This is a genomic window from Bradyrhizobium sp. F1.4.3, from assembly GCF_040548375.1.
Classification (GTDB): domain Bacteria; phylum Pseudomonadota; class Alphaproteobacteria; order Rhizobiales; family Xanthobacteraceae; genus Bradyrhizobium.
The window spans coordinates 19,138-44,573 of sequence record NZ_JBEPRN010000004.1 but is presented as its reverse complement, the minus strand read 5'-3'; the positions used below and the strand labels follow the sequence as shown (position 1 = coordinate 44,573).

24 protein-coding genes are annotated in these 25,436 nt (G+C 64.6%); 9 read left to right on the top strand and 15 right to left on the bottom strand.

The window, feature by feature from the left end; all coding sequences use genetic code 11:
• The first annotated feature begins 34 nt into the window (after nt 1–34).
• The 4 genes from paaI to ABIB73_RS14475 are packed head-to-tail and all read left to right on the top strand — an operon-like array spanning nt 35 to nt 3,968.
• Complete coding sequence (gene paaI / locus ABIB73_RS14490) at nt 35–484, top strand: hydroxyphenylacetyl-CoA thioesterase PaaI (RefSeq protein WP_354225023.1); 450 nt, start codon at nt 35–37, stop codon at nt 482–484.
• Between the two features lie 35 nt (nt 485–519).
• Nucleotides 520–1,851, top strand: coding sequence for a phenylacetate--CoA ligase PaaK (paaK, locus tag ABIB73_RS14485; RefSeq protein WP_354225022.1), 1,332 nt, complete (start codon nt 520–522; stop codon nt 1,849–1,851).
• Nucleotides 1,852–1,902: 51 nt separating this feature from the next.
• Nucleotides 1,903–2,907, top strand: a complete 1,005-nt coding sequence (locus ABIB73_RS14480; protein WP_354225021.1) for a quinone oxidoreductase family protein — start codon at nt 1,903–1,905, stop codon at nt 2,905–2,907.
• 2 nt (nt 2,908–2,909) lie between these two features.
• Nucleotides 2,910–3,968 carry a YeeE/YedE family protein gene (locus ABIB73_RS14475; RefSeq protein WP_354225020.1) on the top strand — a complete coding sequence of 353 codons (1,059 nt, stop codon included), beginning with the start codon at nt 2,910–2,912 and terminating at the stop codon, nt 3,966–3,968.
• Here the strand turns inward: ABIB73_RS14475 and ABIB73_RS14470 are convergent.
• On the bottom strand, nt 3,947–4,864 hold the full coding sequence (locus ABIB73_RS14470; protein ID WP_354225019.1) for a DMT family transporter: 918 nt from the start codon (nt 4,862–4,864) through the stop codon (nt 3,947–3,949). The two genes, ABIB73_RS14475 and ABIB73_RS14470, sit on opposite strands and share 22 nt — an antisense overlap.
• A 100-nt stretch (nt 4,865–4,964) precedes the next feature.
• Here ABIB73_RS14470 and pdxR point away from each other — a divergent pair, with 100 nt between their 5' ends.
• Entirely contained in the window at nt 4,965–6,395 is a 1,431-nt protein-coding gene (gene pdxR / locus ABIB73_RS14465; protein ID WP_354225360.1) for a MocR-like pyridoxine biosynthesis transcription factor PdxR, read from the top strand.
• Between the two features lie 10 nt (nt 6,396–6,405).
• On the opposite strand, the gene ABIB73_RS14460 is transcribed toward pdxR, so the two are convergent.
• Genes ABIB73_RS14460 through ABIB73_RS14440 form a run of 5 tightly spaced genes read right to left on the bottom strand, consistent with a single transcriptional unit; the run spans nt 6,406 to nt 11,162 of the window.
• The gene (locus ABIB73_RS14460) at nt 6,406–7,629 is read right to left on the bottom strand and encodes a bifunctional alpha/beta hydrolase/OsmC family protein (RefSeq protein WP_354225018.1); all 1,224 of its coding nucleotides are present in this window, start codon (nt 7,627–7,629) and stop codon (nt 6,406–6,408) included.
• A gap of 26 nt (nt 7,630–7,655) precedes the next feature.
• Nucleotides 7,656–8,315: a sulfite oxidase-like oxidoreductase gene (locus tag ABIB73_RS14455; RefSeq protein ID WP_354225017.1), complete on the bottom strand. Its 660-nt coding sequence runs from the start codon at nt 8,313–8,315 to the stop codon at nt 7,656–7,658.
• Between the two features lie 3 nt (nt 8,316–8,318).
• Nucleotides 8,319–9,641, bottom strand: a complete 1,323-nt coding sequence (locus ABIB73_RS14450) for an MFS transporter (protein WP_354225016.1) — start codon at nt 9,639–9,641, stop codon at nt 8,319–8,321.
• A 33-nt stretch (nt 9,642–9,674) separates the two neighbouring features.
• Nucleotides 9,675–10,895, bottom strand: coding sequence for a cytochrome P450 (locus ABIB73_RS14445; RefSeq protein ID WP_354225015.1), 1,221 nt, complete (start codon nt 10,893–10,895; stop codon nt 9,675–9,677).
• A gap of 57 nt (nt 10,896–10,952) precedes the next feature.
• Nucleotides 10,953–11,162: a ferredoxin gene (locus ABIB73_RS14440; protein ID WP_354225014.1), complete on the bottom strand. Its 210-nt coding sequence runs from the start codon at nt 11,160–11,162 to the stop codon at nt 10,953–10,955.
• 158 nt (nt 11,163–11,320) lie between these two features.
• On the opposite strand from ABIB73_RS14440, the gene ABIB73_RS14435 reads away from it, so the two are divergent.
• Nucleotides 11,321–11,968 (top strand): TetR/AcrR family transcriptional regulator, encoded by a 648-nt coding sequence (locus tag ABIB73_RS14435; RefSeq protein ID WP_354225013.1) that lies wholly within the window; start codon nt 11,321–11,323, stop codon nt 11,966–11,968.
• Here the strand turns inward: ABIB73_RS14435 and ABIB73_RS14430 are convergent.
• The 4 genes from ABIB73_RS14430 to ABIB73_RS14415 all read right to left on the bottom strand — a co-directional run bounded on the left by ABIB73_RS14430 (nt 11,965) and on the right by ABIB73_RS14415 (nt 16,015).
• A complete protein-coding gene (locus ABIB73_RS14430; RefSeq protein WP_354225012.1) occupies nt 11,965–12,615 on the bottom strand; it encodes an aspartate/glutamate racemase family protein in 651 nt (216 codons plus the stop codon). The genes ABIB73_RS14435 and ABIB73_RS14430 overlap by 4 nt on opposite strands.
• Before the next feature lie 148 nt (nt 12,616–12,763).
• Nucleotides 12,764–13,777, bottom strand: coding sequence for an amino acid ABC transporter substrate-binding protein (locus ABIB73_RS14425; RefSeq protein ID WP_354225011.1), 1,014 nt, complete (start codon nt 13,775–13,777; stop codon nt 12,764–12,766).
• A gap of 12 nt (nt 13,778–13,789) precedes the next feature.
• Nucleotides 13,790–15,139 carry an aspartate aminotransferase family protein gene (locus tag ABIB73_RS14420; RefSeq protein ID WP_354225010.1) on the bottom strand — a complete coding sequence of 450 codons (1,350 nt, stop codon included), beginning with the start codon at nt 15,137–15,139 and terminating at the stop codon, nt 13,790–13,792.
• A gap of 3 nt (nt 15,140–15,142) precedes the next feature.
• Nucleotides 15,143–16,015 (bottom strand): MurR/RpiR family transcriptional regulator, encoded by an 873-nt coding sequence (locus ABIB73_RS14415; protein ID WP_354225009.1) that lies wholly within the window; start codon nt 16,013–16,015, stop codon nt 15,143–15,145.
• Nucleotides 16,016–16,102: 87 nt separating this feature from the next.
• Between ABIB73_RS14415 and ABIB73_RS14410 the strand changes: the two genes are divergently transcribed.
• Together ABIB73_RS14410 and ABIB73_RS14405 are read left to right on the top strand one after the other, a co-directional pair.
• Complete coding sequence (locus ABIB73_RS14410; RefSeq protein ID WP_354225008.1) at nt 16,103–17,290, top strand: amino acid ABC transporter permease; 1,188 nt, start codon at nt 16,103–16,105, stop codon at nt 17,288–17,290.
• Nucleotides 17,291–17,292: 2 nt separating this feature from the next.
• Nucleotides 17,293–18,399: an amino acid ABC transporter permease gene (locus ABIB73_RS14405; protein ID WP_354225007.1), complete on the top strand. Its 1,107-nt coding sequence runs from the start codon at nt 17,293–17,295 to the stop codon at nt 18,397–18,399.
• A 65-nt stretch (nt 18,400–18,464) separates the two neighbouring features.
• Here ABIB73_RS14405 and ABIB73_RS14400 read toward each other — a convergent pair whose 3' ends face one another.
• Together ABIB73_RS14400 and ABIB73_RS14395 are read right to left on the bottom strand one after the other, a co-directional pair.
• On the bottom strand, nt 18,465–19,883 hold the full coding sequence (locus ABIB73_RS14400; RefSeq protein WP_354225006.1) for an amidase: 1,419 nt from the start codon (nt 19,881–19,883) through the stop codon (nt 18,465–18,467).
• Nucleotides 19,884–19,995: 112 nt separating this feature from the next.
• Nucleotides 19,996–20,772: an SDR family oxidoreductase gene (locus ABIB73_RS14395; protein WP_354225005.1), complete on the bottom strand. Its 777-nt coding sequence runs from the start codon at nt 20,770–20,772 to the stop codon at nt 19,996–19,998.
• Nucleotides 20,773–20,927: 155 nt separating this feature from the next.
• On the opposite strand from ABIB73_RS14395, the gene ABIB73_RS14390 reads away from it, so the two are divergent.
• On the top strand, nt 20,928–22,001 hold the full coding sequence (locus ABIB73_RS14390) for a tartrate dehydrogenase (protein WP_354225004.1): 1,074 nt from the start codon (nt 20,928–20,930) through the stop codon (nt 21,999–22,001).
• Nucleotides 22,002–22,169: 168 nt separating this feature from the next.
• Here the strand turns inward: ABIB73_RS14390 and ABIB73_RS14385 are convergent, their stop codons facing one another.
• Genes ABIB73_RS14385 through ABIB73_RS14375 form a run of 3 tightly spaced genes read right to left on the bottom strand, consistent with a single transcriptional unit; the run spans nt 22,170 to nt 25,429 of the window.
• Nucleotides 22,170–23,243: a malate/lactate/ureidoglycolate dehydrogenase gene (locus tag ABIB73_RS14385; protein WP_354225003.1), complete on the bottom strand. Its 1,074-nt coding sequence runs from the start codon at nt 23,241–23,243 to the stop codon at nt 22,170–22,172.
• Nucleotides 23,244–23,254: 11 nt separating this feature from the next.
• Nucleotides 23,255–24,166, bottom strand: coding sequence for an NAD(P)-dependent oxidoreductase (locus tag ABIB73_RS14380; RefSeq protein WP_354225002.1), 912 nt, complete (start codon nt 24,164–24,166; stop codon nt 23,255–23,257).
• A 12-nt stretch (nt 24,167–24,178) separates the two neighbouring features.
• Nucleotides 24,179–25,429: a Zn-dependent hydrolase gene (locus ABIB73_RS14375; RefSeq protein WP_354225001.1), complete on the bottom strand. Its 1,251-nt coding sequence runs from the start codon at nt 25,427–25,429 to the stop codon at nt 24,179–24,181.
• Nucleotides 25,430–25,436: the final 7 nt, after the last annotated feature.

Below are 25,436 nucleotides of genomic sequence, written 5' to 3'. Positions count from 1 at the left end.
ACATTGCGTCCAAACATTCGGCCGGGAGAGGCGCGTGAATCTCAAGACAGCATTGTCGCCCGAAGACGTGGCCCGCGCCTGTGCCGATGCGATGTGGGCGGAGGACGACGCCAGCAAAGGCCTCGGCATGGAAATCGTCGAGATCGGCCCGGGCTTTGCGACGCTGGCGATGACAGTGCGGCCGGACATGGTCAATGGCCAGCGCATTGCCCATGGCGGCTTCATCTTCACGCTTGCGGATTCCGCCTTCGCGTTCGCGTGCAACTCGCACAATGACCGTGTGGTTGCGGCGCTGGGCCAGATCACCTTCATCAAGCCCGGCAAGCTCGGCGACCGCCTCGTTGCAGCCGCGCGCGAGGTCGCGCGCGGCGGCCGCTCCGGCATCTACGACGTTCGCGTCACCGCCGGTGCCGCCGTCATCGCCGAATTCCGCGGGCATTCGCGTGTCATTCCCGGCACGTGGCTGCCAGAGCGAGGTCAATAAGCAAAAGAACAAACCAATGATGTGGGGAAACGAGAATGGCTTCGACGAAGCTGAAGGAAGGCGGCCACACCTATAGGGCCGAGATGGATGCGCATGAGCGCGCATCGCGCGACGAGATCAGGGCACTCCAGACGCAACGTCTCGCCTGGTCGCTGAAGCACGCCTACGACAACGTCGCGCATTACCGCAAGGCCTTCGACAAGGCCGGCGTGCATCCGTCCGACTTTCACGAGCTGTCCGATCTGGCAAAGTTTCCGTTCACGGTGAAGACGGATTTGCGTGACAATTATCCGTTCAACATGTTTGCCGTGCCGCGTGAAAAATTGGTGCGCGTACACGCCTCGTCTGGCACGACGGGCAAACCGATCGTCGTGGGCTACACCCAGCGCGATATCGACACCTGGTCGGAGGTGATGGCGCGCTCGATCCGCGCCGCCGGCGGCCGCACCGGCATGATCATCCACAACGCCTATGGTTATGGCCTCTTCACCGGCGGCCTCGGCGTTCACTACGGCGCCGAAAAACTCGGCTGCACGGTGGTCCCGATCTCGGGCGGCATGACCGAGCGGCAGGTGCAGCTCATCAACGATTTTCGTCCCGACATCATCACGGTCACGCCGAGCTACATGCTGGCGATCCTGGACGAGTTCAAGCGCCAGAAACTCGACCCGCGCCAATGCTCGCTCAAGGTCGGCATTTTCGGCGCCGAGCCCTGGACCAACGCGATGCGCGGCGAGATCGAGGACGCCTTCGACATGGACGCGACCGACATCTATGGCCTCTCCGAGGTGATCGGGCCCGGCGTCGCGCAGGAATGCATCGAGACCAAGGATGGTCTCCATATCTGGGAGGATCACTTTTATCCCGAGGTGATCGATCCCGAGACCGGTGCGGTGCTGCCGGACGGCGAGAAGGGTGAGCTGGTCTTCACCTCGTTGACCAAGGAAGCCTTCCCGATCGTCCGCTATCGCACCCGCGACCTGACGCGGCTGTTGCCGGGCACGGCGCGGCCGGGCATGCGGCGCATGGAGAAGGTGACGGGGCGTTCGGACGACATGATCATCCTGCGCGGCGTCAATCTGTTTCCGACCCAGATCGAAGAGGTGCTGCTCGCGACCGACTGGTGTGGCGGCCACTTCGTCCTGGAGCTGACCCGTGAAGGCCGTATGGACGAACTGACCATCATCGCAGAGGCGCGCCCCGAAAGCTGGGACGGCCGGGGTCTCTTGGACCATGCGGACCGGATATCGACCCACATCAAGAACACGATCGGCATCAGCTCCAATGTGCGGGTGGTCGCCCCGGCCACGCTGGAGCGCTCGCTCGGCAAGGCCAAGCGGCTTTACGACAAGCGGCCGAAGGATTGACTTGACCATCCGTAAGGGCGACAAGGCCCGCGAGAAATCGTGGGTCTTTCGATGTCATCAGCCGATCCCAAAACCGTCGAAGCGCGCTGCGTTCGCCTCAATGCCAAGGCCGAGAACGCCGCCGCGATTGCACCTCGCCTCGAGCGTCATACGCTCACGTGCGGTGCAAACGATCTCCTGATCGAAGTGAAGGCCGCGGCTGTCAACCCGTCGGACGTCAAGGCAGCGACCGGGCTGATGCCCTATGCAGTCTTCCCACGGACGCCCGGCCGCGACTACGCCGGTGTGGTGATCGGCGGGCCGGCCGGCACGATCGGCCGCAAGGTGTTCGGCTCCTCCGGTGATCTCGGCATCCGCCGCGACGGCACCCATGCCACCCATCTTGTCGTCGAGGCCGATGCTGTCGTCGACAAGCCGAAGAGCGTATCCTGGGCGGAGGCCGCCGGCATCGGCGTTCCCTTCGTCACCGCCATGGAAGGTTTTCGCCGCGCCGGCCTGCCGAAGAGCGGTGACACCGTTCTGGTATTCGGCGTCAACGGCAAGGTCGGCCAGGCCGCGGTGCAGATTGCGACCTGGCAGGGTGCGCGCGTCATCGGCGTGGTGCGCAAGGCCGAGGCTTATGAAGGCCACAGCAACGCGCCCGTCGAGGTGATTGACTCCTCCGCCACCGATGTCGCCGCGCGCGTGCGCGAAGTGAACGGCGGCAAGGGTGCCGACATCGTCTTCAACACCGTCGGCGATCCCTATTTTCAGGCAGCACACAAATCGCTGGCACTTCGCGGTCGCCAGATCCTGATCGCCGCGATCGACCGCATCGTGCAATTCAACATCCTCGAATTCTACCGGGGGCAGCACACCTATGTCGGCATCGACACGCTCGGCCTGCCGTCCGCCGCAACGGGCGCGGTGCTGCGCGACCTCGGGCCCGGTTTTGCGAGCGGCCACCTGAAGCCGTTCCCGATCAAGGCCAATGCGATCTATCCGCTGGAGCGCGCCAAGGAAGCTTATGCGGCCGTCGCTGGCTCCTCGCGCGATCGCGTGATCCTGAAGCCGTAACCATGGAGTCGTCCGCTCAACTCGTCATCCTCGCCGGCCTCGCCATCGGGCTCGTCTACGGCGCTGTCGGCCTGCTCAGCGGCTTCTGCCTGATGAGCAGCATGCGCGGCTTTCTGGCGAAGGGCGACGGCCGGCTGGTGCGGACCTATGCGCTGGCGATCGCGGTTGCGATTGCGGCTAGCCAGTTTCTCGCCGGCAGCGGCGCGGTCGACCTCGGCAAGTCGATCTACCTGCAACCGACGTTTTCGGCGCCGGTGCTGTTCCTCGGCGGCCTCCTGTTCGGCTACGGCATGGTGCTGTCGAATGGCTGCGGCTCGCGCGCTCTGGTGTTGCTCGGCCGCGGCAATCTCCGCTCCTTCGTCGTCGTGATCGTGCTCGCGATTGCCGCGCAGATGACACTCAAGGGCCTGATTGCACCCGCGCGCATTGCGCTGGTTCAAGTCTCGCAAGCTACGGTCAGCGCCAATTCGTTCCCGTCGCTGCTGGCGACCGTCGGTCTCGGCGAAGCCGTCTCGCGCGTGCTGGCTTCCGTCGCGATCGTCGTTGCGCTGATCTTCTTTGCTTTCGCGCATCCGGCGTTCCGCCGCTCGCCGGGCCAGATCGCGGCCGGCATCATCATCGGCCTCCTCGCCGCCGGCGGCTGGTTCGCCACCGGTTATCTCGGCGCTGACGACTTCAGCCCGGTTCCGGTGACGTCGCTTACCTTCATCGCGCCGATCGCGGACGCCCTGCAATACGCCATGCTCTCGACCGGCCTGACGCTCAACTTCGGCATCGCGACGGTCGCCGGCGTCTTCGCCGGCAGTCTAGTCACCGCGCTCGCCACGGGCCGCTTTCAGCTCGAAGGCTATTCCTCGCCACGCCACATGCTCCGCTCGGCCGGCGGCGCCACGCTGATGGGGATCGGCGGCGTGATGGCATTCGGCTGCTCGATTGGGCAGGGGCTCACCGGCATGTCGACGCTCGCGGTGGGCTCGTTCATTGCGGTTGCCGGAATCCTGCTCGGCACGACGGCGGGCCTGCGCGGTGCGCTGCGGGTTCAGCCCCTCGCGATGGCCTGATCCCGCAGCAGTCGGTCGCCTAGAGTCGCAAGGCCGATGCCGGCGACGATCAGCGCTGCCGCGATGGCAAGACTGATGTCGATCGGTTCGCCCAGCAGGATCGCAGCACTGGCTATGCCGACGAGTGGCGTCGCGGTGGTGCCGAGCGACGTCGTCAGGGCCGAGATGCTCTTGTTCACCATCGACATCGCCCAATAGGCCAGCGCCGTTCCGATCAGGCCCGAATACAGGAACAGCTGCACCGGCTTCCACGACCATTCCACGTGCGGCAGACCGTCTGTGATCGTTGCGGCGATCGACAGCACGATCGTCGCGACCAGCACCTGCCAGATCAAAAGCTGGAGTGGCGAGGCGATCCAGCGATGTGCACGGATGTAGATGATGTTCGCGGCCCAGCAGATCGCGGCCAGGATCACCATGCCGGCGCCAAGCAGGACGTTGACGTTGGTCCAGTCGATCGATGCCGGATTCAGGATCACGGCAAGGCCCGCTAGTCCAAGCAATGCGCCGGCGACTTTGGGCGTGGTCAGTGTATCCTTGCCCAGCAGTGGCGCCGCGAGGGCGACCCAGAGCGGCGTCGTATAACCCAGCACGATGCCCTTGCTGGCGGGCAGAAAACGCAGGCCGGCCGCGACCAGCGTCGAGAACAGCGTCATGTGCAGCAAGGCGACACTGAGGACCACGGGGATGTCGCGTCGCTCCGGAATGACCAGATTGTTGCTCAGTCCGAGGATCACGAACAATCCAGTTAGCGCGATCCAGCTGCGGATTGCCGCGGTCCACAGCGGCGGAACGAATTGCACCAGCTGCTTCGTCACCGACCAGTTCACGCCCCAGGCCAGCACGACGATGAGGAAGAGGCTGACGGCGGTGCGGGGTGACAGGGGAGAATTCATCGCAAGGTCCTTGAAGCAGTCTGGCCCGGGGCATAGCATCTCAATTGGCACCTTAAAAAGTGCCAGACTGAGAAGGAATAAGGTGCCAGTTTCAGAAGAGATGATTGCCGGACTGATTGGGCTGAAGCGGGCCGGGGAGGAAGGGCTGGTGGCGCAGTTGACGAGCCAGCTGAGGAGCCTGATCGCAAGCGGCCGTATCGGTAAAGGCCACGCCTTGCCATCGAGCCGCCGGCTTGCGAGCGATCTCAACGTCTCCCGCAACACCGTCACCTATGCGTTCGAGCAGCTCGCCGCGGAGGGATATCTGGCAGCGTCGCGCGGGCGGCGCCCAGTTGTGACGGTCGATGGCGGCGAGCGGATCGAAGCAGCAGGCGCTGCCACATCGCGTGTGCGTTCGCCGAGGCCGCGGCTCTCTCCGTGGGCGTCGAAGCTCCAGCAGACCGACTGGCCGATGTCCTATCTGGCCCCGCTGCGTCCCCTGCGTCCGGGGCATGGTGATTTCAGGGAGTTTCCGAACGAGGTCTGGGCACGCTGCCTGCGCCGCAGCGCCGTGCTTGCGGCCAAACGCGAGCTCGGCCCGGTCAACCGGCCGCGGCTGCGCGAGGCGCTCGCGCATTATCTCGCGACCAGCAGAGGGGTCCGCGCCACGGCTGACCAGATCATGATCCTGCCGAGCGCGCAGGCGGCGCTGACCTTGATTGCGGCTGCCGTCATCGCGCCGGGCGACGATGTCTGGGTCGAGGATCCCGGCTATCCCGGCGCCGCGGCTGCCTTTCGAGCGTCCGGTGCGCGTGTGACCGGCGTGAGGCTGGACGAGCAGGGCATGCAGGGGATGCCGAAAATGGCAACGCCAACGCTGATCTTCATGACGCCGACGCATCAGCACCCGACGGGACGGTTGATGTCGCTCGCCCGCCGCACCGAGTTTCTCGGTGCCAGCAGGCCGGGCAAGACCTGGATCGTGGAAGACGATTACGACGGTGAATTCCACTACGATAGCCGGCCGGTGCCGGCCTTGCAGGGGCTCGATGCCCATGGCCGCGTGTTCTATGTCGGCACGTTCTCGAAGGCGATGACGTCGGATATCCGGCTCGGCTATCTCGTCGCGCCGCCGGCGCTGGTCAGCACTTTGGAGATCGCACAACGGCACGTCGGGCTGATTGCCGCCAGCCATATCCAGGAAGCGCTGGCCGAGTTCATCACGGACGGCCATTTTCTCGCGCATGTCCGGCGGATGCGCCGGCTCTATCATGCGCGTCGCGATCACCTTGTGGAGGGACTGAAGCGCCATCTCGGCGACGTGCTGTCCGTTGAGGTGCCCTCGGGCGGCATTCAGCTCGTCGCCCGCCTCAAGCGTGGGACCGCAGATCAAGCGGCGGTAAAGCGGCTGGTGGCAGCAGGAGTTGAGACTCGCCCCTTGTCCAGCCTCGCGCTCGGCCGGCCGCGCGATCACGGCCTGCTGCTCGGCTTTGCGGCCTGGCGCGAGAACGAAATCAGCGCGGCCGTGCGGACGATGGCGTCGTGTTTCTAGCGCGATCGCGCTAGCTCACAGCCCTGGTCACAATGCGGATCTCCGAGGTGAGTGTGCGGTGCACCGGACATTTGTCGGCGATCTCCATCAGCTTCTTGCGTTGCTCGGCATCGAGCGCGCCGTCGATCGCAATGTCGCGCTCGATCTGGTCGAGCATGCCGTCGCGCGTTTCGCACTCCTCGCAGTCCTTGGCGTAGATCTTGGAATGCTTCAGCGTGACCGTGACACGATCAAGCGGCAGGGACTTGCGGTCGGCATACAGGCGCATGGTCATGGAGGTGCAGGCTCCGAGACCGGCGAGCAGGAAATCATAGGGGCCCGGGCCGGCATCCTCGCCGCCGGCGGCAACCGGTTCGTCCGCCACCAGACGATGTGGCCCGACCGAAATGATCTGGTTGAACTTGCTCTTGCGGGTTTCCTGCACCACGACCAGACGCGGCGCTTCGGACGAGTCTGCCGCCGTCGCGGGTTTGGCGACTTCGACGTAGCGGTTTGCCCAAGTCGCGATCACGTCGGCGGCGTAGAGCGCGTCGGCCGGCTTGGTCAGGAGATGATCGGCATGGTCGAGCGAGACGAAGCTCTTGGAATGCTTTGCCGCAACGAAGATCTTCGTTGCGTTGTCGATGCCGACGGTGTCGTCGACCGGCGAATGCATCACCAGCAGCGCCTTGTGCAGGCCGGTGACGTCCTTCATCAGTTCGTGCTCGACGATGTCGTCGAGGAATTCGCGTTTGATCCGGAACGGACGGCCAGCAAGTGAAACCTCGACTTCGCCCTGCGCGCGGATCGCGTCGACATGCTCCTTGAACAGGCCGGTGACGTGGGCGGGATCGGACGGGGCCGCGATGGTCGCGACCGCTTTCGCCTCGGGAATCCTTCCTGCCGCCGCGAGGATCGCGGCGCCGCCGAGGCTGTGGCCGATCAGGATCGACGGCGCCTTGCGGGTCGCGCGCAGATGGTCGGCCGCGTGCACGAGATCGGCGACGTTGGAGGAAAACGTCGAATTGGCGAAATCGCCTTCGCTTGAGCCGAGACCGGTGAAGTCGAAGCGCAGCACTGCAATGCCTTTGGCAGCAAGCGCAACCGAGATGCGTTTGGCCGCCAGCGTGTCCTTGCCGCAGGTGAAGCAGTGCGCGAACAGCGCGAAGGCCACGGGCTCACCGTCCGGCAGCTCCAGCGCGGCTGCAAGCTGATGGTTGCCTTCGCCGGTGAATTGAAAGCGTTCCGTCGGCATGGGCTTCCCCTCGTTCTTGTTGAATCCTAGTCGCCTGAATAGCGCTGCTCGGCCCAGGGATCGCCGCGGTTATGGTAGCCGCGGACTTCCCAGAAGCCCGGTGCGTCCTCGGTCACGAATTCGATGGCCTGGAGCCATTTGGCGCTCTTCCAGAAATAGAGATGCGGCACGACCAGCCGCACCGGGCCGCCATGCTCGTCCGACAGCGGTTCGCCCGACCAGCTATGGGTGAGCAGCGCGTCCTCGGCGGCAAAGTCTTCCAGTGCGAGGTTGGTGGTGTAGCCGTCATAGCAGTGCAGCGCCACGAAGTGCGCATCCTCGCGCGGCTGGCAGGCCGCGAGCAGTTCGCGCGTCGCTAGCCCTTCCCACTGGTTGTCGTAGCGCGACCAGGTGGTGACGCAGTGGATGTCTGAAGTGAACTGCGTCTGCCTTTGAGCAGCAAACTCCGCATACGTCCAGAACACGGAGTTCTTGATTGCGCCGTAGACGTCGAGCCGCCAGCGCTCACGCGAAACCGGCGGCACGACCCCAAGATCGAGCACGGGCCAGTCCTTGGTGAGATGCTGGCCGGGCGGCAGCCGCTGGTCTTCCGGGCGGATAGTCCTGCCCGTCAGGAAGCGGCCCTCGCGCGCCCACTTCTCCTTGGCGCGCGTCAGCTTGCTGTCGGATGGCGGCTCGTCGGCCATGAGCTACTCGTGGCGATGCATCGCGGAGGCATGTTTGGTGTCGCGCATGGTAGAATAGATGATCAGCGACAGGCAGATGACGCCGCTGAGATAGTAGTAGAACCATTCCTCATGTCCGATGCTCTTGAAATAGAGCGCGATCGCCGGCGCCGTGCCGCCGAAGACCGAGACTGTGATGGCATAGGGCAGGCCTACGCCGAGGGCGCGGACATTGGTCGGAAACAGCTCGGCTTTGACCACCGCGTTGATCGAGGTGTAGCCTGCGACGAACAGCCAGGCACAGCAGATCAGGATGAACGCTGTGAATGGCGACTTGGTCTCCTTCAGCGTCATCAGCAGCGGCACGGTCGCGAGCGTGCCGGCGACGCCAAAGAAGATCAGCAGCGGCTTGCGACCGATCTTGTCGGAGATCGCGCCATAGATCGGCTGCAGGATGGTCGCGAAGATCAGCGTGCCGAAGATCACGAAAGTAGTCTGGTCCTCGGTCAGCCCGACCGAGAGTTTGACGAAAGTCTGCATGTAGGTGGTGAAGGTGTAGAACGCCGCGGTGCCGCCCGCGGTCAGGCCGACCACCAGCAACAGCTCGCGCGGATATTTCAGCAAATTGGCGATCGAGCCGGTCGGCTTCGCCAGTTTCTTGGCTTCCTCGAACGCTTCGGTCTCGTGCAGGCCGCGCCGCATCACCGCGGCGAAGATCGCGAGCATCGCGCCGATCACGAAGGGAATCCGCCAACCCCAGGCTTTCAGCTCCTCGGGCGTGAGGAATACCTTTTGCAGGAGCAAGAGCACGATGATCGCGGTGAGCTGGCCGCCGATCAGCGTGACGTACTGAAAGCTCGAATAGAAGCCGCGGTGCTTGGGGTCGGCGACCTCGCTGAGGTAGGTGGCGCTGGCGCCATATTCACCGCCGAGGCTCAGGCCTTCGATGACGCGGGCGAGCGCGAGAATCACCGGGGCGGCAAAACCGATCGTGGCATAGGTCGGCGTGAGCGCGATGATCAGTGAACCGAAGCACATGAAGACGACCGACAGCGTCAGCGAGATGCGGCGGCCGAAATTGTCGGCGATGTAGCCGAACAACCAGCCGCCCAGCGGCCGCATCAGGAAGGTCGCCGCGAACACAACGGCGACGTTCAATTGCTGGACGACGGGATCACTGCCTGGGAAGAAGGCGGGAGCGAAATAGAGCGCGAACGCTGTATAGGCGTAGAAATCATACCATTCGACGAGATTGCCGATCGAGCCGATGAAGATCGCCTTGATCCGCCGCTCGGCGTCGGCGACGTCAAAATGCTCGGAGGCCGGTTTGATTGCTTGCTCTGTCACGTCCGGCCTCCCAGAAATCCAATGTCTGGGAGCCTACATCGCCTTTCCGAGCAAAAATGGCAACTGGCGGGGGCCTCTCACCGTGCCCTGCGACCAGGTCACGGTGCCTGCCGGGTCGAGCCGGAAGTCCGGAATCCGCTTCAGCCATTCCTCCAGCGCGACCTGCATCTCCATCCGCGCCAGATTGGAACCGACGCAGCGATGGATGCCAAGGCCAAAGGCGGCATGGCGGTTCTCCCGCCGGTCGATCACGACCTTGTCAGCGTCCGGAAACATTTTTGGATCCCGGTTGGCGGCTGGGAAGGAGAGCAGCACCATGTTGCCAGCCTTGACCGGGCAGCCCGAGATCGTGGTTTCCTTGACCACCTCGCGCGCCATCGTCACCGGCGAATAGGCGCGCAGCAGCTCCTCCACGGCGGTCGGGATCAGCGCGGGCTCGGCGGTCAGGCGCTCGCGGTCGGCCGGCGTCCGGGCGAGGTGCCAGAGCGAGGAGCCGATCGCGCTCCAGGTGGTGTCGATGCCGGCAATCAGGAGCAGGCGCAGCGAGCCCAGCACGTGGGCTTCCTCCAGCGGCTGGCCGTCTTTGCCCTTGGCATTCATCAGATAGGAGATGAGATCGTCGGTCGGCTTCTTCCTGCGCTCCTCGATATGAGCCCTGAAATAGTCGCTCATCTCGTGCACGGCCTGGAGCAGCATGGTCTCGTCCTTGATGCCGAGCTCAAGGATCATGTGGATCCAGTTGATGAAGAGGTCGCTATCGCTCTCGGGAATGCCGAGCATGTGGGCGATCGCGCGCACCGGGATGTGCTTGGTGTAACGCGCCGCCGCATCGACCCCGGCTTCGGCGATGAAGCCGTCGATCAATTCGTTGCAGATGGCGCGGACGCGCGGCTCGAGCTTCTTCATAGCGTCCGGCGTGAACGGCGGCAGTAGCAATTGCTTGGCCGGCTTGTGCACGGGCGGATCGGAGGTGATCGGCGGGGCGGCGTTCTGGGTTACCTCGGGCCGCGCGTCGCGGACGATGATGCGGCGCGACGAAAAATGCTCGGTGTCGTTGGCGATCTCCCGCACCGCCTCATAGGTCGTCGGCATGTAGCAGCCGAGGAAGCGTTCGGTGCGCACGACGGGGCTTGCGGCGCGTAGTTCCTCCCAGATCGGGAAGGGGTCTTCCGTCCATTGCGGGTCGGTGTGGTCGAAATCGTTGACCCAGTCGGTCACGGGCGGATGGGCGGCAGGTTGGCTGACGTCGGACATCTCGGAATCCCTTGGAGCTCGTGTTCGCTGAAGGCACGCAAACGGGCAGAAGCCGCGCTACTCTTCGATCACATCGATTGCGATTTCCGGACAATTGGATTTTGCAAGCCAGGCCTTGTCTTCGAGTCCCGGCGGGACAGTTCCGTCCCCCGCTTCGTGGGCGTTGCCGTACTCGTCGAGTTCGAACAGCTCCGGTGCGAGCGCCCTGCAACGTGCATGGCCCTGGCATTTGTCGGGATCGACGTGAACTCTCAGTCGCTCTGTCATTGCGGCTTCCTCGGTCGTATGCGAGCGGTCCGAAGGACGGCTCGCGTTCCTCATGTCAGTTTCTATCGGCGGCGTTGGTTGCCAAGCTTTAAGTTATATCCTATTACATTCGCGACAGGCTTCCCCTGTCAAGCGCAAACTTATAGGCTCGGCGCAACATGCGTTCACAACTTGCCCGTAAGCCGCCCAATACCTACCACCATGGCGATCTCCGCGACGCCTTGATCAAGGCCGCGCTGCGCGAGGCCGAGCAGGGCGGGGCGGAGGCGATCAGCATCAAGGCGCTGGCAAAACAGCTCGGCGTCTCGCAGCCGGCGCCGTACCGGCATTTCGCTGACCGGGAAGCGCTGCTCGCGGCGGTGACGGCGGAGGCGTTCCGGCAGCTCAGCGCGATCCTGCGCGAGGCGATGGCGAAGTCGTCGAAACAATCAAAACTGTCGCGGCTGGCTCAGGCGACGCTGGAATTCGGTCTTCGCCGCAATGGGATCTACCGGCTGATGTTCGCATCGCGCACCGTGTCCTGCGCGGCCAAGGGCAGCGAGCTGCACGAGGCCACGCGCGAGACGTTTGTGCTGGTTATTGAAGCTCTGGAGGCGCCGGCGGTCGGCTACTTGCGCGAGCGGCACGCGCTCAAGATCTGGGCGGCGCTACACGGCGTGGTGACGCTGGCCGAGCAGGGCCTGTTCACCGGCGAGGCCGCGCATGCCACGCGCGAGGAGCTGGTCGAGGATTTCGTCAACGAGACGAAGACGGCGCTCGCGACCGCGATCAAGGACGCGCGCCGCAAGGAGAAGGCCGGCGCTTAAGTCTTTGCCGCGTGCAGCTTCATCAGCTTTTGCACGGCGCTGTCCGGCGTCGTGACGACAGGGCGGCCGGTGGCCTCCGCAACCAGCGGCGCCGTGGCCGCGATGCTGAACTGCGCGAGCGCTATGACATCGCAATCGCGCAGGTCCTTTGATGCTTCCACAATCAGCCGATCGTGTTCGGTACGGTCGCCGCGGTCGAGTGCAGCCAGCGCGCCCTCGGCAAGTCTCGGCACGATCTGGACCGAGGCGGGAAACTCCGGCGGCATCGAGACCAGCGTCGGCGGGAAGGTCGAGAGCAGGCCGACCCGCTTGCCCATCGTCACCGCCTGCTCGATCATGGCTTCGTTCGGCTTGAGCACCGGCATCGGCGCATGCGCCGCTGCGACCGCCTCGATGCAGGGGCCGAAGGCCGAGCAGGTGAACAGGATCGCGTCCGCGCCCGTCGCGACCGCGTAATCGCCGAGCGCGAGGAAGCGCTCGGTCATGGCATCGGTGAGCGCGCCGTCGCACGCCAGATCCGCCGACAGGCTGTCATCGAGCAGGTTCATCAGCCGTACCTCGGGCCAGGCCGTTGCGAACGCCGCCTCGATCGGAGCGATGGAATGCTTGAGGGCGTGGATCAGGGCGATGCGAGGGGGTGTCGTCATTGAACGTGACTACCTGGAAAAGAATCTCGTGCCCCGGACGCAGCGCAATGCGTAGTGTGGCGCTGCAGAGCCGGGGCCCATCGTGGCCGCTGGGTCCCGGCTCTGCGCAGCAGCGTTACACGCTGCAGCGCGTTCGGGACACGCGTGTTTACTTGAACGGAATGGCGTACATCAAGCCACCCTTGCTCCAGAGGCCGTTGAGGCCGCGTTCGAGCTTGAGCGGGCTCGCCTTGCCGACATTGCGCTCGTAGATCTCGCCGTAATTGCCGGTGGCCTTGATCGCCGTGACCAGCCATTTGTTGTCGAGCCCGAGCCGCGAGCCGAGATCGCCGGAGGCGCCGAGCAGGCGCTGGATCGCAGGCGTCTGCGACTTCGCCATCTCATCCACGTTGCCCTGCGTGACGCCGAGCTCCTCTGCCTCGATCAGGCCGTAATGCAGCCAGGTGATGATGTCGCTCCAGACTTCGTCGCCGTTGCGGGTGAAGGGGCCGAGCGGCTCCTTGCTGATGGTCTGCGGCAGCACGACGTAATCGGCAGGGTTCGGTGCCGCGGTGGTCACGGCGCCCGCGAGTGCGGAAGCGTCCTGGGTCATGGCATCGCAGCGGCCGCCGAAGAAGGTCTGGTACATGGTGTCGACGCGATCAAACACCAGCGGCTTCCAGTCGATGCCGTTGGCGCGACCGTAATCGCCGAGCGTGACCTCGTGCGTAGTACCTTGCGCGACGCAGACGGTGGCGCCCTTGAGATCCTTGAGCTCCTTCACGCCGAGGTCCTTCTTCACGACAAAGCCCTGGCCGTCGTAGAAGTTGATCGGGCCTTGCCGCAGGCCCAGCGTCACGCCGCGCAAATAGGTCTGCGTCGAGTTGCGGTAGAGCACGTCGATCTCGCCCGATTGCAGCGCGGTGAAACGGTTCTGCGCCGTCAGCGAGACGTAACGCACCTTGTTGGGGTCGCCGAGGACGCCGGCCGCGAGCGCGCGGCAATAGTCGACGTCGAGGCCCTTGTAATTGCCTTGCGAGTCCGGCGCGGAGAAACCTGCAAAGCCCGCGCTGACGCCGCACACCAGCGTGCCGCGGCTCTTCACCGTGTCGAGCGTCGCCGCCGACGCGATAACCGTCGAAGCCGCGAGCACACCTGCCGCAATAACCACTTTCCTCATCATAATACTCTCCCCTCAGTGATTGACACTACGCAACACGTCGTCGACGGCCGTGCCGAGCTTGTCGACGATCAGGTCGATTTCGTCGGCCGAAGTGATATAGGGCGGCGCCAGTAGCACATGGTCGCCGCGGACGCCGTCCACGGTGCCGCCGCCCGGATAGCAGCCCAGCCCATTGGCGAAGGCCTCCGCCTTGATCTTCTGGTTGAGCTTGAGCGCCGGATCGAACGAGGTGCGGCTGGCGCGATCGGCGACGAGCTCGATCGCCCAGAATAGCCCGCGGCCCCTGATATCGCCGACATGGCGGTGATTGCCGAAGCGCTCGATCAGGCGCTGCTCAAGCTGCTTGCCACGCTTCTTCACCCGGTCGAGCAGGCCGTCCTCGCGGATCACATCCTGCACCGCGAGCGCGGCCGCGCAGGCGAGGGGATGCGCCAGGTAAGTATGGCCGTGCTGGAATGCGCCCGAGCCAGCTCGGATCGTGTCGATGATCTTGCCGCTCGCGAGCATCGCTCCGATCGGCTGGTAGCCGCCGCCGAGACCTTTTGCGATGGCCTGGATGTCGGGCGCGACGCCCTCCTGCTCCCAGGCATGGGTGGTGCCGGTGCGGCCCATGCCACTCATGACCTCGTCGAGGATCAGCAGCGCGCCATGCCGGTCGCAGATCTCGCGGACCGCCTTGAAGTAGCCGTCCGGCGCGGTCACGGCACCCGCAGTGGCGCCGACAACGGGCTCGGCGAGAAATGCAGCGACGGTGTTCGGACCAAGCCGCTGGAACTCGGCCTCGAGCTCCGCGGCGAGCCGCGCCACGAACTGAGTATCCGATTCACCGTCGTGCTTCTCGTGATAGGCAAAGGCCGGCGTCACGTGGCTGAAGGCAGCCGACAGCAGCGGCGCATAGGGCGCGCGACGCCAGGCATTGCCACCGGCGGCGAGGGCGCCGAGCGTGTTGCCGTGATAGCTCTGTCGCCGCGCGATGAAATGCTGCCGCTGCGGCTCGCCGCGCTCGATGAAATATTGCCGCGCGAGCTTGATGCTGGCCTCGATCGCTTCCGACCCGCCGCTGACGAAATAGGCATAAGCGAGGCCGCCGGGCTCGTGGCCCACCAGCGTCTCGGCCAGCGCCTCGGCCGGCTCGGACGAGAAGAAGGCGGTGTGGGCATAGGCCAGTGCCGAGGCCTGCTTCGCCATCGCCGCGATCACGCGCGGATGCTGGTGGCCGAGGCAGGAGACCGCCGCGCCGCCGGAGGCATCGATGATGCGCCGTCCGTCCTCGGCGAAGAGATAGACGCCTTCGCCGCCGATCGCCTTGGGCGGCGTCTCGCGCAACGAACGATGCAGCACGCGGCTGGTGCGAGCGGCCATGGGTCAACCTTTCTCTGGGACGTAGGTCGAGGCTGCAGCGAGCCGCGCCTCTGTATTTTCGAGACGCTTCTTCGCGGCCGTGCCGCCGAGCGAGAAGGTCACCGCGGCCAGCGACTGCGCAATCGCAATGGCGCCAGTGAGACTCGGGAAGAAGCCAGGCGAGGAGGCCGCTTCGAACAGCAGCACGTGGTCGGCGCCTTCGGCCATCGGTGCCGAGAGGCTATCGGCGATCGCGATCAGCGTCGCCCCGGCACGGTAGGCAGCTTGTGCGACGCGGACGCTCGCATGTGTATAAGGCAAGAACCCGATGACGATGACCGCTTCGCCGGGCCGGAAGGCGCCGAGGTCGAGATCGTCAGGGCCGGACGTACCGACGATCTGCACCTGTTCGGGACGGAATAGCCGTAGTTCGTAGTTCAGCAGCTCCGCGACGCTGCGGCAGCTCCGATAACCGGTGATCCAGATCCGCCTGGCGTCATGCAGTGCGCGGGCCGCTTCCGTGATCGCGTGTGCGGAGATGCGCGGAAGGCCGGCAGCCTCGGCCGCGAGCTTGTCGGTGACCAGTGCGACATCGGCGTGCGGGCCATGGCTGCGGCTTTTGGCGCGGCCGGAGAACGGCGAGATTTGCGACGGCCGTCGCGCCTCGGTCAGTGCCGCGCGTAATTCATCCCAGCCGGAATAGCCGATGGCCTTTGCGAGCCGCGTGAATGCGGCGGGATCGGCGCCGGCTTCCGCCGCGAGATCGCGCATTGAACGGGTGGTGGCATCGTAATCATTCGCTGCGACGAAACGTCCGACCTCCTGCAACCGCATCGGAAGCGATGGCAATGCGATGCGCAGTTCGCTCAGCGGCGAGGATTTCGCGGGCTCGGCCATGAAACATTTGTTGCACGAATTAGAGTTTGGTGCAACAGTTGACGTGAGCCGCCGGAAATCGCTGTTTTCAAGAAGGATTTTTGTGCTGTGACCACCGATGATCCCAGGCCGCCGCCGCGCCGCCGTTTCTTCGCCGCGCTAGGACCCAATGAGTTGAAGGGCCTGTTCTGGCAAATCGTGGTCGTCGGGATCGCGGTCGCCGTCATCGCCTTCCTCTGGACCAACACCGTCACCAATCTCTCGGCCCGCCGCATCACCACCGGCTTCGCCTTCCTCGGCCGCGAGGCCGGCATGCCCATCGCCGACAGTCTGCTCTCCTACAATCCGAAGAACACCTACCTCTGGGCCTTCGTGGTCGGTGTCGCCAACACTCTTCGCGTCGCGGTGATCGGCATCGTGCTTGCGACCATTCTGGGCACGCTGATCGGGATCTCGCGGCTATCGGCCAATTGGCTGCTATCCCGGTTCGCCGCCGTCTACGTCGAAGTCTTGCGCGACATCCCGCTGCTGCTTCAGCTCCTGTTCTGGTATGTGCTGATGCAGGCGCTGCCGGCCGCGCGCGCGGCGTGGCGGCCGGTCGAGGGCGTGTTCCTCTCCAATCGCGGATTGATTTTACCGGCGGTCCCGATCGGGCTGCCACAGCTTCGGGTGTTTGGCGCGGTCGTGCTGGGCTTGGCCGCGTTCTATCTCATTCAGCGATGGCTGATTGCGCAGCAGATGCGCGATGGCAAGCCGCGGCCAGCATGGCCCTTTGCGCTCGGCGTCATTGTCGTGCTGCCGGCGGCGGTGTCGGTGTTGCTCGGCGTGTCCTGGACGATTGAATGGCCCGAGTTGCGCGGCTTCAACTACATCGGCGGGCTCACGCTCTCGCCTGAGTATTTTGCACTGCTGCTCGCGCTCGTGACCTACACCTCGGCCTTTATCGCCGAGATCGTGCGCAGCGGCATCCAGTCGGTGCCGCGCGGCCAGTGGGACGCCGCCAATGCGCTCGGCCTGCGTCGCAGCTTCATGCTGCGCCAGATCATTTTGCCGCAGGCGCTCCGCGTCATCGTACCGCCCATGACCAGCCAGTATCTCAACCTGACCAAGAACTCCTCGCTCGCGGTGGCAATCGGCTACCAGGACGTGGTCTCGATTGCCAACACCACGCTGAACCAGACTGGGCAGGCGATCGAGGCGATCGCGCTGATCATGGCCGTGTTCCTGACCATCAGCCTCGGCATCAGCTTCTTCATGAACTGGTACAATGCGCGCATCGCGCTGGTGGAGCGCTGAGCATGACGGCGATCACCGACATGCCGGACGCGCCGCGCGCCGCCCGCCGCCCGCAAATGGGAAACCCGATACTGCGCTGGCTGCGCACCAACCTGTTCTCGTCGATCCCGAACGGAATCATCTCGCTGGTGCTGCTGGCCGTACTCGCGAAAGGCGTGATCAGCTTCGTGCAATGGGGCATTGCCAACGCAGTGTGGCTGACGCCGGCAAATGACTCGAGCGCCTGCCGCGCCGCGCGCGGCGTCGGCGCCTGCTGGGCGATCATTCCGGAAAAATACCGCTTCATCCTGTTCGGCACCTATCCCTTCGACGAGCAGTGGCGGCCGGCGTTGTCGGTCGTGCTGTTCATTGCGCTGTTCTATCTTTCCACCCGCCGCGCCTTGTGGCGGCGCGAGTTGGCCTATCTCTGGATCGGCGCGCTGGCGTTGATCAGCGTGTTGATGTGGGGCGGCGTGCTCGGCCTCTCCTTCGTCTCGCAGGACCGTTGGGGCGGATTGCCGGTGACGCTGATCCTCGCGACGTTCGGGTTGGCGTTTGGCTTCCCGCTCGGCATCCTCGTCGCGCTCGGCCGGCGCTCGAAGCTGCCGGCGATCCGCTCGCTCTCGGTGCTCTATGTCGAGCTGATCCGCGGCGTGCCGCTGGTCAGCCTGTTGTTCATGGCAAGCGTGATGTTCCCGCTGTTCATGCCTGCTGGATTCAACATCGACAAGCTCCTGCGTGCGCAGATTGCTATCATCCTTTTTGCGGGTGCCTATCTTGCCGAAGTCATCCGTGGCGGGCTCCAGGCCGTGCCGCGCGGGCAATATGAAGCCGCTGATGCGCTCGGGCTATCCTATTGGCGCAAGCACCGGCTGATCGTCCTGCCGCAGGCGATCCGCCACGTCATCCCGCCGCTGGTCAACACCTTCATCGCGTTTTTCAAGGACACCAGCCTCGTGCTGATCATCGGCATCTTCGATCTGCTGACGACGGCCAAGACAGCGATCATCGATCCCGGCTGGCAGCAGTTTTCGGTCGAGGTCTACATCTTTGTCGCCGCGATCTATTTCGCGTTCTGTTTCGCGATGTCGCGTTATAGTCGCAGCCTGGAGGCAACGAGCGGGAGGTAGGCAGTTCGTGTCCCGGACAAGGCCCAGCGCGTTAGCGCTGCGCCGCGTCCGGGGCACGAGAGATGTTACTTCTTCACCCGCGGATCGATCGGCGTGGTCCCGCGCAGGCCCAGAATATCCTCCAGCACCTTCGCTCCCGCGATCACCTGTGCGTCCGCGCGGGGTGCGCCGACCACCTGCACACCGACCGGCAGGCCCGATGCTGTGAAGCCGCAGGGTAGCGACAGCGCAGGGCAGCACGCGAGCGTGATGGCATAGACGATGCCGAGCCATTCGACATAGTTGTCGAACCGCTTGCCGGCGCATTCGGCGACATAGCGGTGCTCGATCGGGAAGGGCGGCACGATTGTGGTGGGCACCAGCAGCAGATCGTAGGTCTTGAAGAACTCGACCGCGCGCGCGGTCATCCCGACGCGCTGTGCCTCAGCGCGCTCGATCCGTTCGACGGTGAGCTTGAGGCCTTCCTCGATGTTCCAGATCACCTCTGGCTTCAGCAGGTCGCGCCTGGTGCGCAGCAGGGTTGCCTTGCTCATCGCGAAGTCGAGCGCGCGCAGCACGTGAAAACATTCATGCGCTTCGCGCCAATCCGGATGCGCTTCTTCCACGATCGCACCGGCTTCGGCAAAGCGTTCCGCCGCCTTGCGTGTGATCGACTTGACTTCGGGGTCGACGGGTGTGATGCCGAGATCCGGAGAGTAGGCGATGCGCTTCGGCTTCTTGCCCGATCGTGCCGCCGACAGGAACGCGGTCGATGGCGCCGGAAGCGACAGTGGATCGGCTGCATAGTCGCCGCTCATGGCGTCCAGCAGCAGCGCAAGGTCCTCGACATTGCGTGCCATCGGGCCCTGCACGCCGAGATTGCGATCGATGGCGACCTTGGGCGTGTTCGCGACCCGGCCGATGCTTGGCCGCATGCCGACCACACCGCAGAAGCTTGCAGGACTGCGAAGCGAGCCGCCCATGTCGGAGCCTTGCGCGAGCCATGCCATGCCGGTGGCAAGCGCCACCGCCGCGCCGCCGGAGGAGCCGGCCGCTGACTTGGCCATGTCCCAGGGATTGAGCGTGGCGCCGAACACCTCGTTGAACGTATTGGCGCCGGCACCGAATTCCGGCGTGTTGGATTTTGCGTAGACGACGGCGCCGTTGGCCTCGAGGTTCTCGACCATCAGGTCGGACTGTTCCGGGACGTAGTCCTTGAAGATCGGTGAACCTTGCGTATTCAGCACCCCGGCGACATTGGAGAGATCCTTGATCGGCACCGGCAGGCCCGCGAGCAGCCCGCGCGCGCCGGCCGGCTTCTGCATCAATGCCTTGGCGCTATCCCGCGCGCGATCGAAGCACAGCGTCGGCAGCGCGTTGACCTTGCCGTCAACCTCGCTGATGCGCTTCTCCAGCACATCCAGAAGCTCGAGTGGCGAGACATCGCCGGACCGCAGTTTGTCGACGACGGCGCAGGCGGTTTGGCGGATCAGGTCTTGAGACAACTATTTTACTCCTGTGCTTATCTGTCGTCATTGCGAGCGCAGCGAGGCAATCCAGTCTGTCACTGCGGGGCATTCCTGGATGGCTTCGCTGCGCTCGCAATGACGGAAGAACTTAACCCCAACCCGCGCTGATGCCGCCATCAACCGTGTAGATGACCCCGGATGTATAGCCGGCGCGATCCGATGCCAGGAATGCCATCAGGTCGCCGATCTCGCGCGCATGCGCAGGTCTGCCGAGTGGCAGGCCCTTCTGGAATTCCTTGTAGCGACTCTCGTCGCCGAACTGGTGCTTGGCTCGCGTCTTGAGCAGGGTGACGTGGCGGTCAGTGCCGACCGGGCCGGGGTTGATGCCGACCACCCGGATGTTGTCGGCGAGGCTCTTGCCCCCGAGCGCGCGGGTGAAAGCCATCAGCGCCGCATTGCCGGCGCTGCCGCAGATGTAGCTGGCGTCGAATTTCTCGCCGGCCGCGCCGATGTCGTTGACGATGACGCCGCCGCCCTTTGTCTTCATCTGCGCGTAGATCATACGCGTGAGGTTGATATAGCCGAACACTTTCAACTCCCAAGCGTGGCGCCAGGTCGCTTCGTCGATCTTGTCGATGGAGCCGCCCGGGATGTCGCCGGCATTGTTGACGAGCACGTCGATGTCGGCGGCCTCTTTCGCAAGCCGCGCGATGTCCTCGGCCTTGCGCAAATCGACGACGCTCGTCGCGGCATCGATCTGATGCGCAGAGCGCACGCGGTCGGCCAACGCCTTGAGCTGATCGCCGCTGCGGGCGGCGAGCAGGAGATGACAGCCCTCTTCGGCAAACGCTTCGGCCGCGGCTGCGCCGATGCCCTTGGACGCGCCCGTGATCAGGACGCGCTTGCCACGCAGATGCAGATCCATGCGGTTACTCGCTCGGTGGGAACAAGATGAAATCAGTAGGCGGTCGGCCGCGCCACGGTCAACATTGCAGTGCAGCGTTGCACTGCCGCTGACTTTGGTCCATTGCAGTGCGGTCAAAAAAGCGGCGGCTGCCAGACCAACCAAGGACGTTCTCGATGAGCAAGAAGCAATACCGGATCGCGGTGATCCCCGGCGACGGCATCGGCAAGGAAGTGATGCCGCAGGGCCTGCGCGTGCTGGAGGCGGCGGCCAAGAAGCACGGCGTTTCCCTGCATTTCGATCATTTCGACTTCTCGTCCTGGGACTATTACGAGAAGCACGGGCAGATGATGCCGGATGACTGGAAGGAGAAGATCGGCAAGCACGATGCGATCTATTTCGGCGCGGTCGGCTGGCCCGCCAAGATTCCGGACCACGTCTCGCTGTGGGGTTCGCTGATCAAATTCCGCCGCGAGTTCGATCAATATGTGAATTTGCGTCCGGTGCGGTTGATGCCCGGCGTGCCGTCGCCGCTGGCGAACCGCAAGCCAGGCGATATCGATTTCTGGGTGGTGCGCGAGAACACCGAGGGCGAGTATTCCTCCGTCGGCGGCCGCATGTTCCCGGACACGGAGCGCGAGTTCGTCACCCAGCAGACGGTGATGACCCGCACCGGTGTCGACCGCATCCTGAAATTCGCCTTCGAACTCGCGCAGTCGCGACCGAAGAAGCACTTGACCTCGGCGACCAAGTCCAACGGCATCTCCATCACCATGCCCTATTGGGACGAGCGTGTGGAGGCGATGGCCAAGACGTTTCCGGGCGTGAAGTGGGACAAGTACCACATCGACATCCTGACCGCGAACTTCGTGCTGCATCCGGACTGGTTCGACGTCGTGGTCGGCTCCAATCTGTTCGGTGACATCCTCTCCGACCTCGGCCCCGCCTGCACCGGTACGATCGGCATCGCGCCGTCCGGCAACATCAATCCCGAGGGCAATTTCCCGTCAGTGTTCGAACCGGTGCACGGCTCGGCGCCTGATATCGCCGGTCAAGGCATCGCCAATCCGATCGGCGCAATCTGGTCGGGTGCGATGATGTTAGAGCATCTCGGCGAGAAGCAAGCGGGCAAGTCGATCGTCGATGCGATCGAGCGCACTCTGGCAGAGCGCACGCTCCGCACCAGGGACCTCGGCGGCAATGCCGACACCACGGCCTGCGGCAAGGCGGTTGCAGATATGGTGGATTGAGGCACGCTACCAACCACGGGGTCGTCCCGGCGAAGGCCGGGACCCATAAGCCCCAGGGCGTAGTTGTGGCGCGAAGCTCGCAACTACGACTCTTCGCCAAACCACGTTTTGTGGTTATGGGTCCCGGCCTTCGCCGGGACGACACCGATTGCGATTGCTTCGCCTCCGCTACCCCGCGATCTTCTCGATCGCCGCCTGGTCCAGCCCGAACTTCTTCCCGGCGTCCAAAATCTCCTGCCAGGTGGTCGGATCGACCGGGATACCCTCAGCCAACCGCTTCTTCTTCGTCTCGCGCTCGGGCTCGCCGGCGATCCTCACCTTGTCGACGCCGGGGGCGGGCGGCGAGCCGGTGTGCCAGGCGACGAAGCTCTCGACTTCGCGCGCCAGGTTTTCGCCGGTGCCAAGTTTGCTCGGGTCGATGATGATCGAGAGCATGCCGTTGAGGACGTTGTGCTTGCCGTCGGACGGGCCCTTGACCACCTGCCCGCCGGAGAGCGCGCCGCCGAGGATTTCGCACACCAGCGCGAGCCCCGAACCCTTGTGCTCGCCGAACGGCAGGATGGCGCCGTGCGGCGGGATCACGGCGTAGCGCGGATTGACCGTGGGTTTGCCTTCATTGTCGATAATGGTGCCGGGCTCGAGTTCGACGCCCTTGTTGTGGGCGACGCGGGTCTTACCCTGCGCGATCCTGCTGGTGGCGAAGTCGAGCACGATCGGCTCCTTGCCCGCGCGCGGGATGCCGACGCAGAACGGGTTGGTGCCGTGGCGCGCATCGCTGCCGCCCCAGGGCGCCACGATCGGGCGCGAGATCACGTTGACGAAGTGGATCGATACCAGCCCGTGGTCGATACACTGCTCGGCCCAGTGGCCGATGCGGCCGATGTGGTGCGCGTTGGAAAGGCCGACCAGACACACGCCGTTGCGCTTGGCGCGCTCTGCCGCCAGCTCCATCGCTTCATGGCCGATCACCTGGCCGTAGCCGGTGAGGCCGTCGAGGGTGAGAAGCGGACCCGTGTCGAGAACGATCTTGACGTGCTGGTTCACGGCGAGGCCGCCCGTGGTGACGCTCTGGACATAGCGCGGGATCATGCCGACGCCGTGCGAGTCGTGTCCCTTGAGATTGGCCTCGACGAGGTTGGTGGATACGAGCTCGGCCTCGCGGTCCGAAGACCCGCCCGCCTTGACGATTGCACGGACGACGTTGGTGAGCGGCTCAGCCTTGATATTGCGATAGTCGGCCATTGGCGTTGCTCTTATCCTTTCACAATTCTGCGGCAGTGCTCCCACGCCGCATGGATCAGGTTCTCGCTGGCCTCCGGCGTGCGGAAGGCGGAATGTGCCGACAGCGTCACGTTCGGCAGTTTCGTCAGTGGATGATCGCCGGGCAGGGGCTCGATGTTGAAGACGTCGAGGCCGGCATGACGGATATGGCCCGACTTCAGCGCGTCGATCATCGCTTGCTCGTCGACGACTGCGGCGCGGGCGGTGTTGATGAGGATCACGCCGGGCTTCATCTTCGCGATCTTCTCACGCGTGATCATGCCGCGGGTCACGTCATTGAGTAGCAGATGCAGCGACACCACGTCGCTTCTTGCCAGAACTGTGTCGAGGTCGGTGAACTCGACGCCCGGAAAACTCTTCGGCGAACGGTTCCAGGCGATCACCTTCATGCCGCTGCCGGACGCAATGCGTGCGACTTCCGCGGCGATGCCACCGAAGCCGATCAGGCCGAGCGTCTTGCCGGTGAGCTGCATGCCGTCCTCGCGCAGCCAGTTCCCGCCGCGCATCTCGCGATCCATCATTGCGATGACACGGGCCGAAGCCCACATCAGTGCGATCGCGGATTCCGCCACGGCTGTGTCACCGTAGCCCTTGATCAGATGCACGGAGATGCCGAGCTCGGCGAGCTCTTCCGGATTCATGTAGCTGCGTGCGCCGGTGCCGAGAAACACGACGTGCTTGAGGCCCGCGCATTTCTTCGCGACCTCGGTCGGCAGCGCGGTGTGGTCGACGATCGCGATCTCGGCGCCGTCGAGGATATCAGGATACTGCTCGGGCTTGATGTCGGGATCGCGGTGGATCCGCACCTTGGGATCGCCGGGCTGCTCCAGCCGCTCCATGATCACGGCGAGCGCTTCGTTGGCGTCGACGAAAACTCCGCGCATCGTTCTCTCCGATCAGGACGCGACGCCGGCGATCGCCAGCACGGTGTGCATCAGCACGTTGGTGCCCGCGGCGCAGTCAGGCTGCGTGGCATCCTCCAGCTCGTTGTGGCTGATACCGTCCTTGCAGGGCACGAACACCATTGCCGCCGGCATGATTGTGTTGAGGTTGCAGGCGTCGTGGCCTGCGCCGGAGGTGATGCGGCGAGAGGAATAACCGAGCGTCGTCGCTGCATTCTCGACTGCTGCGATGAGCTTGGGATCGAAATGGGTCGGCGGCTTGCGCCAGACGAGATCGATCTTCACCTCGACCTTGCGACGTGCGGCGATTTCGGCAATAGCTGCGCGCAGATCGCGATCGAGCGCATCCATGATCGCGCCGTCGGCGCTGCGGCAGTCCATGGTGAAAGCGATCTCACCGGGGATGACGTTGCGTGAGGGGTTTGCAATCACGGCTTCGCCGATGGTGCCGACCGCCTTCGGCCCGTGTTTCCTGGCAATCGCCTCCATCGCCAGCACGATCTCGGAAAGCGTCGCCAATGCATCGCGCCGCAGCGGCATCGGTGTCGATCCGGCATGGCTCTCGAAGCCGGAGATCTTGCCGTCGTACCAGAGCACGCCCTGGCCGGAATCGACCACGCCGATAGTCTTGCCTTCCGCTTCGAGGATCGGGCCCTGCTCGATGTGCAATTCGACGAAACAGCCGAGCTTCTGGAAGCCGACCGGCTTGTCGCCGCGATAGCCGATGCCGTCGAGCGCCTGGCCGACGGTCGTGCCCTCGACGTCCTTGCGCGAGAGGATGTCGTCGGTGGTGAAGTCGCCGACGTAAGCCGCCGACGCCATCATCGCGGGTGCGAAGCGCGAGCCTTCCTCGTTGGTCCAGTTGACGACGCAGATCGGTGCTTCGGTCTCGATGCCGGCGTCGTTCAGCGTGCGGATCACTTCGAGCGCGCCGAGCGTTCCCAAAATGCCGTCATACTTGCCGCCGGTCGGTTGGGTGTCGAGATGCGAGCCGATACCGACGGGCGGCTTCGACATGTCGCGTCCCTTGCGCAGGCCGAACTGAGAACCAAGTGCGTCCGTGTGCACCTCGAGGCCGGCGTCCTCACATGCCTTGCGGAACCAGTCGCGCACCTGCTTGTCTTCGCTGCTCAGCGTCAGCCGCCGCACACCGCCCTTGGCGGTCGCGCCGAATTGCGCGGTCTCGTGGATGGAGCCCCAGAGGCGGGCGGAATCGATTTGCAGGTTGGTGGCGGCTCGGCTCATGCGGTCG